General features: G+C 67.3%; 5 protein-coding genes and 3 pseudogenes. 7 read left to right on the top strand and 1 reads right to left on the bottom strand.

All coding sequences use genetic code 11. The features are described from left to right. From SJH88_RS17540 to SJH88_RS17565, 6 genes and pseudogenes are all read left to right on the top strand, one after another. Nucleotides 1-236, top strand: a pseudogene (locus tag SJH88_RS17540) (nucleotidyltransferase family protein); the annotation flags it as partial. 149 nt (nt 237-385) lie between these two features. Continuing rightward, on the top strand, nt 386-1,126 hold the full coding sequence (locus SJH88_RS17545) for a TSUP family transporter (RefSeq protein ID WP_043378837.1): 741 nt from the start codon (nt 386-388) through the stop codon (nt 1,124-1,126). 43 nt (nt 1,127-1,169) lie between these two features. Beyond that, nucleotides 1,170-2,551: pseudogene (locus SJH88_RS17550) on the top strand (aminopeptidase P N-terminal domain-containing protein). A gap of 37 nt (nt 2,552-2,588) precedes the next feature. Continuing rightward, nucleotides 2,589-4,025, top strand: coding sequence for a pyruvate kinase (gene pyk / locus SJH88_RS17555; RefSeq protein WP_274755226.1), 1,437 nt, complete (start codon nt 2,589-2,591; stop codon nt 4,023-4,025). Nucleotides 4,026-4,167: 142 nt separating this feature from the next. Continuing rightward, the gene (fba, locus tag SJH88_RS17560; RefSeq protein WP_274755225.1) at nt 4,168-5,232 is read left to right on the top strand and encodes a class II fructose-bisphosphate aldolase; all 1,065 of its coding nucleotides are present in this window, start codon (nt 4,168-4,170) and stop codon (nt 5,230-5,232) included. Nucleotides 5,233-5,475: 243 nt separating this feature from the next. Then, nucleotides 5,476-6,456: a Bug family tripartite tricarboxylate transporter substrate binding protein gene (locus SJH88_RS17565; RefSeq protein ID WP_043378640.1), complete on the top strand. Its 981-nt coding sequence runs from the start codon at nt 5,476-5,478 to the stop codon at nt 6,454-6,456. Between the two features lie 178 nt (nt 6,457-6,634). On the opposite strand, the gene SJH88_RS17570 is transcribed toward SJH88_RS17565, so the two are convergent. Continuing rightward, nucleotides 6,635-7,783, bottom strand: coding sequence for an NAD(P)/FAD-dependent oxidoreductase (locus tag SJH88_RS17570; RefSeq protein ID WP_274755227.1), 1,149 nt, complete (start codon nt 7,781-7,783; stop codon nt 6,635-6,637). A 275-nt stretch (nt 7,784-8,058) separates the two neighbouring features. Here SJH88_RS17570 and SJH88_RS17575 point away from each other — a divergent pair. Continuing rightward, nucleotides 8,059-8,290, top strand: a pseudogene (locus SJH88_RS17575) (methyl-accepting chemotaxis protein); the annotation flags it as partial.

The following is an 8,290-nucleotide window of genomic DNA, read 5'->3' on the forward strand; positions in this document are numbered from 1 at the left end:
AGACCGGTGCGGCGCCGCGCTACACCTACAGCACCATCGCCCTGCTCAAGGCCGCGCTGTTTGCCGCGCCCTGGTGCGACATCGCCGCCGGCAACCCGCAGGGCGTGGCCGCGCCGCTGGCGCCGCTGCTGCGCCAGGCCATGGATGCGGGGCGCTGCGGGGCCTCGCTGTACACAGGCCGCTGGACCGATGTGGGCACGCCCGAGCGCCTGACGGCCTTGAACCAGGCTGCATAAAAAAGAGCGAGTAGCGCGCGCTGCGCCGAGGTTTTCAAGGTTTTTGGCTTTGAAACCAAGTTGGAACGAGCGCGTGCAGCTCCTTTTTTCGTTGGATGCGGCGCATGCCGCCGCAGCAGGGCCCGGGGGCGCCGCATGGGAGACCCGAGATGGTGGTGTGGGAATACGCGCAATTGTTCGTGGTGGTGGCCCTGGCGTCGATGTGCCAGAACCTCACGGGCTTTGCCTTTGGACTGATCTTTGTGGGCGTGGCCGGGGCCTTGCAGCTGATGCCGATCGCCGACGCCGCCAACGTGGCCTGCCTGCTGTCGCTGGTCAACGGTGCGGTCTACCTGCGCAGCCACCCGTTCGAGCCACGCTGGGACGTGCTCCAGCCGCTGGCCATCACCAGCCTGCTGGGCACGCTGCTGGGGCTGGCGCTGCTGCACTGGCTCAGCGGCAGCGCCCTGGGCGTGCTGCGCATGATCCTGGGCGTGGCCATCGTGCTGTGCGCGGTGGTCCTGCTGCTGCAGAAGGCGCAGCGCACGGCGCCCTCGCCCTGGCCGTCGACGTGGCTGGCCGGGGGCCTGGCGGGCGTGCTGGGCGGCCTGTTTTCCACGTCCGGCCCGCCCCTGGTCTACCACCTGTACCGCCAGCCGCTGTCGCCGCTGGTGGTGCGCCAGAGCCTGCTGGCCCTGTTCCTGATGGGCAATGTGCTGCGCCTGGGGGGGGTCATCGCCATGGGCGAGCTGGCCTGGTCCTCGGTGCTGGTCAGCGCGGTGGCCCTGCCCGTGGTGGCCGCCGTGACGTGGCTGGTGGCGCGGCATCCGCCGCCGCTGCCGCAGCGGGCCCTGCAGTGGCTGGTGTGCGCCTTGCTGATGCTGGCCGGTGTCAGCCTGCTGTGGGCCTGAACCCTGGCGCGCAGGGGCATTCGGGCGCAGTACCATCGGTGGCATGACTTCTGTTTACGCACAACGCCGCGCCCGCCTGGCCGCCCAATTGGGCGATGGCGGCATCGCCATCATTCCCACGGCACCGGAGCGCGGTCGCAACCGCGACAACAGCTATCTGTACCGGCATGACAGCTACTTCTACTACCTGACGGGCTTCACCGAACCCGGCGCCTGCCTGGTGCTGCGGGCCGATGGCAGCAGCACCCTGTTTGCCAGCCCAAGGACCTGGAGCGCGAGATCTGGGACGGCTACCGCCTGGGCCCGCAGGCCGCGGTGCAGACCCTGGGCGTGAGCGAGGCCCTGTCCATCGACGACATCGACACGCGCCTGCCGCGCCTGCTGGAAAACCAGGCCACCGTCTGGTGGCCGTTTGCCACCCACGAGGGGCTGGCCGCGCGCGTCGAAGGCTGGCTGGGCCAGGTGCGCGCCCGCACCCGCGCCGGGGCGCTGTGCCCGGCGGCGCAGGGCGATGTCTGCACGCTGCTGGACGAGATGCGTCTGGTCAAGGACGCGCACGAGCTGGACCTCATGCGCCGCGCCGCGCAGATCAGTGCCCGCGCCCATATCCGAGCCATGCAGCGCTCGGCCCGCATGCTGCGCGCCGGCGAGGCTGTGTGCGAATACCACCTGGACGCCGAGCTGCTGCACGAATTCCGCCAGGGCGGTGCCAATGGCGTGGCCTATGAGTCCATCGTCGCCGCCGGCGCCAACGCCTGCGTGCTGCACTACCGCGCCGACAAGGCGCCCGTGCGCGCCGGCGAGCTGGTGCTGATCGACGCCGGCTGCGAGCTGGACGGCTATGCCAGCGACATCACCCGCACCTTCCCGGCCAACGGCCAGTTCAGCGGCCCGCAGCGCGATCTGTACCAGCTGGTGCTGGCCAGCCAGAAGGCCGCGGTGGCGGTGACCAAGGCTGGCAGCCGCTTCAGCGATGCGCACGATGCCGCCGTGGCCGTGCTGGCGCAGGGCATGCTGGACGTGGGGCTGCTGGACCGCAACGTCTACGGCACGGCCCAGGACGTGATCGCGCAGCGCGCCTATTTCCAGTTCTACATGCACCGCACCGGCCACTGGCTGGGCATGGACGTGCACGACTGCGGCAGCTACGTGGAGCCGAGCGAGATCGACCAGAGCACGCAGCACACCGATGCGCTCAGCGGCCAGGTGGTGACCACCCGGCCCAGCCGCATCCTGCGCCCCGGCATGGTCACCACCATCGAGCCCGGCATCTACGTGCGCCCAGCGCCCGGCGTGCCGGAAGCCTTCCACCACATCGGCATCCGCATCGAAGACGATGCCGTGGTGACCGACACGGGCTGCGAGCTGATCACCCGCGGCGTGCCCGTGGAGGTGGCCGAGATCGAAGCCCTGATGCGCGATTAACCCCCCAAGAGAGACCTGTTTGATGAGCCTGCAAGACCTGTACATCCGCCGTGCCACCAAGATCGTGGCCACCCTGGGCCCCGCCTCGAGCGAGGTGGATCTGCTCGCCAAGATGATTGCCACGGGCGTGAACGTGGTGCGCTTGAACTTCAGCCACGGCACCGCCCAGGACCACATCGACCGCGCCAAGGCCGTGCGTGAGGCGGCCGTGCTGGCCGGGCGCGAAGTGGCCATCATGGCCGACCTGCAAGGCCCCAAGATCCGCGTCGGCAAGTTCGCAGACGGCAAGGTGCAATTGGTGGCGGGGGCCAGCTTCGTGCTGGATGCCAGCCGCAAGGAGCCGGGCGACCTGCAGGGCGTGGGCCTGGACTACAAGGAGCTGCCGCGCGATGTGAAGGCGGGCGACGTGCTGCTGCTCAACGACGGCCTGATCGTGCTGACCGTGGAGCGCGTGCTGGGCGATGCCGTGCACACCACGGTGACCATCGGCGGCGAGCTGTCCAACAACAAGGGCATCAACAAGCAGGGCGGCGGCCTGACGGCGCCGGCGCTGACGGCCAAGGACATGGAGGACATCAAGACCGCCATGGCCCTGGGCGCCGACTACGTGGCGGTCAGCTTCCCCAAGAACGCCACCGACATGGAAATGGCGCGCCAGCTGTGCACCGTGGCCTGCGCCGGCAGCGGCCACCGCCCCGGCCTGATCGCCAAGATCGAGCGCGCCGAGGCCATCCCGCTGCTGGAGGAAATCCTCAAGGTCTCGGACGGCATCATGGTGGCGCGTGGCGACCTGGCCGTGGAGGTGGGCAACGCCGCCGTGCCGGCACTGCAAAAGAAGATGATCCGCATGGCGCGCGACATGGACAAGGTGGTGATCACCGCGACCCAGATGATGGAGAGCATGATCACCAACCCCGTGCCCACGCGCGCCGAGGTCAGCGACGTGGCCAACGCCGTGCTCGACGGCACGGACGCCGTGATGCTCAGCGCCGAGACCGCGGCCGGCAAGTACCCGCTGGAGACGGTGCGTGAGATGGCCCACATCTGCGCCGCCGCCGAGGCCGCCGAGGACCGCAGCCAGGATGCCCAGTTCGGCGAGCGCGAATTCACCCGCATCGACCAGGCGATCGCCCTGGGCGCGCTGTTCACCGCTCACAAGCTGGACGCCAAGGCCATCGTGGCCATGACGGACAGCGGCTCGACCGCGCTGTGGATGAGCCGCCACCGCATCCACACGCCCATTTACGCGCTGACCCCCAAGGTCAGCACCCAGCGCAAGATGGCGCTGTACCGCAATGTGCGCCCGCTGCTGATGGACACCAGCGCCGAGCGTGACACCGCCCTGGTCCAGGCCGAAAGCCACCTGCGCATGCGCGGCATCGTGCAGTCCGGCGATGTCTACGCCATCACCTGCGGCGAGCCCATGGGCCAGCCCGGCGGCACCAACATGCTGCAGATCTGCCGGGTGCCCTGAGGGTGGCGCACGCGCCCACCCCAGCGGGCTGGCGGGCGATTGCGCCACGCCATGGTCAGCCGGGGTGGGGGCGGTTAAAATTAGCGGTTACGACGCGGTTACGGCCGCGCTACATTCCAACTTTTTTGACCGGACCACGACCATGCCTCTGATCTCGATGCGTGAAATGCTCGACCATGCCGCCGAAAACGGCTATGGCATCCCCGCCTTCAACGTGAACAACCTGGAGCAGGTCCAGGCCGTGATGGCTGCGGCTGACGAAGTCGGCGCACCCGTGATCCTGCAGGCCAGCGCCGGTGCCCGCAAGTACGCTGGCGAGCCCTTCATCAAGCACCTGATCCAGGCTGCCGCCGAGATGTACCCCCACATCCCCCTGGTGATGCACCAGGACCACGGCACCACCCCCGAGGTGTGCCACGGCGCGCTGAACCTGGGCTTCGGCTCGGTGATGATGGACGGCTCGCTGATGAGCGACGGCAAGACGCCTTCGTCCTTCGACTACAACGTGGATGTCACCAAGCAGGTCGTGGCCATGGCCCACCGCATCGGCGCCACCGTCGAAGGCGAGCTGGGCTGCCTGGGCAACCTGGAAACCGGTGAAGCCGGCGAGGAAGACGGCATCGGCGCTGAAGGCAAGCTGGACCACAGCCAGATGCTGACCGACCCTGAGGAAGCCGCCCAGTTCGTGCAGGCCACGCAGCTGGACGCCCTGGCCATCGCCATCGGCACCAGCCACGGCGCCTACAAGTTCAGCCGCCCCCCTACGGGCGACATCCTGGCGATTTCCCGCGTCAAGGAAATTCACGCCCGCATCCCCAACACCCACTTGGTGATGCACGGCTCCTCCTCCGTGCCCCAGGAACTGCTGGCCATCATCAACCAGTACGGCGGCAAGATGAAGGAAACCTACGGCGTGCCCGTCAAGGAAATCCAGGAAGCCATCAAGTACGGCGTGCGCAAGGTGAACATCGACACCGACATCCGCCTGGCGATGACCGGTGCGGTGCGCAAGTTCCTGGCCGAGAACCCCGACAAGTTCGACGCCCGCGAATGGCTCAAGCCCGCGCGCGAAGCCGCCAAGCAGGTCTGCAAGGCGCGTTACCTGGAGTTCGGTTGCGAAGGCCAGGGCGGCAAGATCAAGGGCTACAGCCTGGAGCAGATGGCCAAGAAGTACGCCGCGGGCGAACTGGCCCAGGTTGTGAACTGAGCGCACTGACGCTGCCGGCGCCCCGCGCCTGACAGACCCCGGCCCGCAGGCATTGCCTGCGGGCTTTTTTCATGGGTGCGTGGCGGCTTTGCTGCAGGTGCCATCTTGGTGCGGGGTGCACCCCGCACGGGACGGACGCCCTGTTTCGGGTCGCAGGTCTTGCGCATGTGGCATGTCAACATTGCATATATTCATGCAAACATTGTGAAAAGTTGTTCACAATCCGGGCAACAAGGACCTTTTATGACCACAACCATTCTTCGTCGCACCCTGATTGCCTGCGGTGCTGCCATGCTGGCAGCCGGCCCCGCGTTGGCGGATGACGCCGCTTCCTTCCCCAACAAGCCCGTGACCATCGTCGTGGGTTACCCCGCGGGCGGCTCAACCGACCTGGTGGGCCGTCTGGTGGCCAACGAAATCGAAAAGCACCTGGGCCAGACCGTGGTGGTCGAGAACCTGGGCGGCGCCGGTGGCGCCATCGGGGCACAGAAGGTGGCCAGCGCCAAGCCCGATGGCTACACGCTGCTGGTGGGCGCGAACAACGAAATCGCCATCGCCAACCAGATCAACAAGGCCGTGAAGTACAAGATCAGCGACTTCACGCCCATCGGCATGGTGGCGTCGCAGCCCATGGTACTGGTGGCCTCCAAGAAGGCCGGCGTGAAGAATGCCGCCGAGTTCGTCAAGGCCGTCAAGGCCAACCCCGGCAAGTTCAGCTACGGTTCGTCGGGCGTGGGCACGGCCCTGCACCTGGCCGGTGAAATGATGAAGGACCAGGGCAAGATCGACATGCAGCACGTGCCTTACCGCGGCGTGCCTGCGCTGACGAACGATGTGCTGGGTGACAACATCGAGTACGGTGTGTTCGTGCTGTCCTCGGGCCTGCCGCTGATCAAGGCCGGCAAGGTGACCCCCATCGGCACCACCGAAGCCAAGCGCTACGCCGCCACCCCCGACATTCCTGCCCTGGCGGAAACGCCCGAGTTCAAGAATGTAGACATCAACTCGTGGTTCGCCATGATGGCCCCCGCCAACCTGCCCGCGCCCATCGCGGCCAAGCTGAAGGCGGCGCTGGACAAGACCATGGCCTCGCCCGAGTTCCGCAAGAAGATGGAAGACGCCGGCGCGTCCGTGATGGACAGCAAGCTGGATGCTGGCAAGTACATCAACGGCGAAATCGCCAAGTACAAGAAGATCATCGACGTCGCGAAGATCGAACTGTAAGCCGGCTGCGCAGGCCTGCCCTGAGCCCACCCCAAAGCCCGTCCGGTTAGCGCCGGACGGGCTTTTTTTATGGTGGTTTATAAAAAAATGAGCGTATAGCGCTTGTCTGGCAAGGGTTGCAGGCTTGAAAGTGCCTGAAAGGCTTGCAGAGCATGCGCTACCTGCTCTGCTTTGTGGATCAACGCCCGCGCTGCAGGCGCGCCGGCTCCAGCGCGGCCAGGTCCACGCCCTCGTCCATCAGGCTGGGGTCGATGGGCTCGTCCAGCAGCAGGTTGCGCGCCAGCAGACTGTAGGCGGCGGCGCTCTGGATGCCGTAGCCGCCCTGGGCGGCCACCCAGAACAGGCCGGGGACCTCGTCGTCCCAGCCGATCACCATCTCGCCATCGGCGACGAAGGAGCGCAGCCCCGCCCAGGTGTGCGAGGGGCGGCGGATGCGCAGCGTGGTGGCCTGCTCGATGTTCCAGATGCCGGTGGCGATGTCCTCCTCCTCGGGCTGCACATCGTGGGGGTAGGTGGCGTCGGCATTCGCCGGGGAACCCAGCAGCTGCCCGGCATCGGGCTTGAAGTAGAAGCTCTCGTCCGCGCTGATGACGGCCGGCCAGTGCGCGGCCTCCATCCCCTCGGGTGCGGGGAAGGTGAAGGCGCTGCGGCGCGCCGGCACCAGGCCGATGGCGCGGGCCCCGGCCAGCTCGCCCAGGCCATCGGCCCAGGCGCCGGCGGCATTCACCAGTGCGTGGGTTTGCAGCTGACGCCCGTCGGCCAGCGTGACCGTCCAGCGGCTGGCGAACACGTCGTGCTGCAGGCCGGTGACCTCGGCCTGGCACCAGACCTGGCCGCCCTGCTGGCGCAGGCCGCGCAGAAAGCCCTGGTGCAGGGCGTGGACCTCGATGTCGCGCGCGCCATCGTCCACAAAGCCATCGACGATGCTGGCGTTCAGCACCGGCACCAGGGCGCGCAGCGCATCGCCGTCCAGGCGCTGGGCGCCCGGGGAGTGGCGCACCGCCTCGGCATAGGCGCTATCGATCAGCGGTTTTTGCGCGGCCGTGGCCACGTACATCACGCCACGCGGGTGCAGCAGCGGCACATCGGTGAAGCCGGGGGGCGGATTTTCATAGAAGGCGCGGCTGGCGCGCGTCAGCGCCTGCACCTGGGGGGGGCCGTAATGCTCTTCGAACAAGGCCGCCGAGCGGCCCGTGGTGTGGTAACCGGGCTGGGTTTCGCGCTCCAGCACCAGCACGCGCTGGCCCGCCTGTGCCAGCTGCCAGGCCGTGCTGGCCCCGGCCATGCCGGCGCCAATCACCACGATGTCCCATTGCTGGGCCTGCATATTGCTAGTTGCTTCGCTCATGCCTGCAATGATACGCGGGTTCTGGCCCTTGTGAAGGTGTGGTGGCGACGGCCCAGGGGTTTCCCAGGCGGTGTTTTGCTTGATCTGTGGCAATTTTGGATGCAAGCCTCCACTTTTTTGCCCGCCGGATCGCTGCGCTGACAGGCTTACTGCGGATACTTGCTTCACCAACTTTTTTCGAACCGGTGTGGGCACTGACTGTGCGGACAGCAGTTGCTGTATCGCAATTTGCTATGACCTCTGTGCTGCATCGCATGCGCTTGTCCCACAAGCTGCTGATTCTGGGTTTGGTGGCGCTGGTGATGGTGGCGCTGCCCCTGTCGCTGTATGTGACCGATGTGCTGGGCAATCTGCGCCACGCGCGCAGCGAGGCCACCGGCATGCCGACCATGATGGCTGTCAATGCCGCCGTGCAGCAGCTGCAGGTGCACCGCGGCACGGCCGCCGGCATGCTGGGCGGCGACGCCACCATGGCCGCCCGCCGCG

It is taken from the genome of Comamonas sp. GCA5, from assembly GCF_036541385.1.
GTDB lineage: Bacteria > Pseudomonadota > Gammaproteobacteria > Burkholderiales > Burkholderiaceae_C > Comamonas > Comamonas aquatica.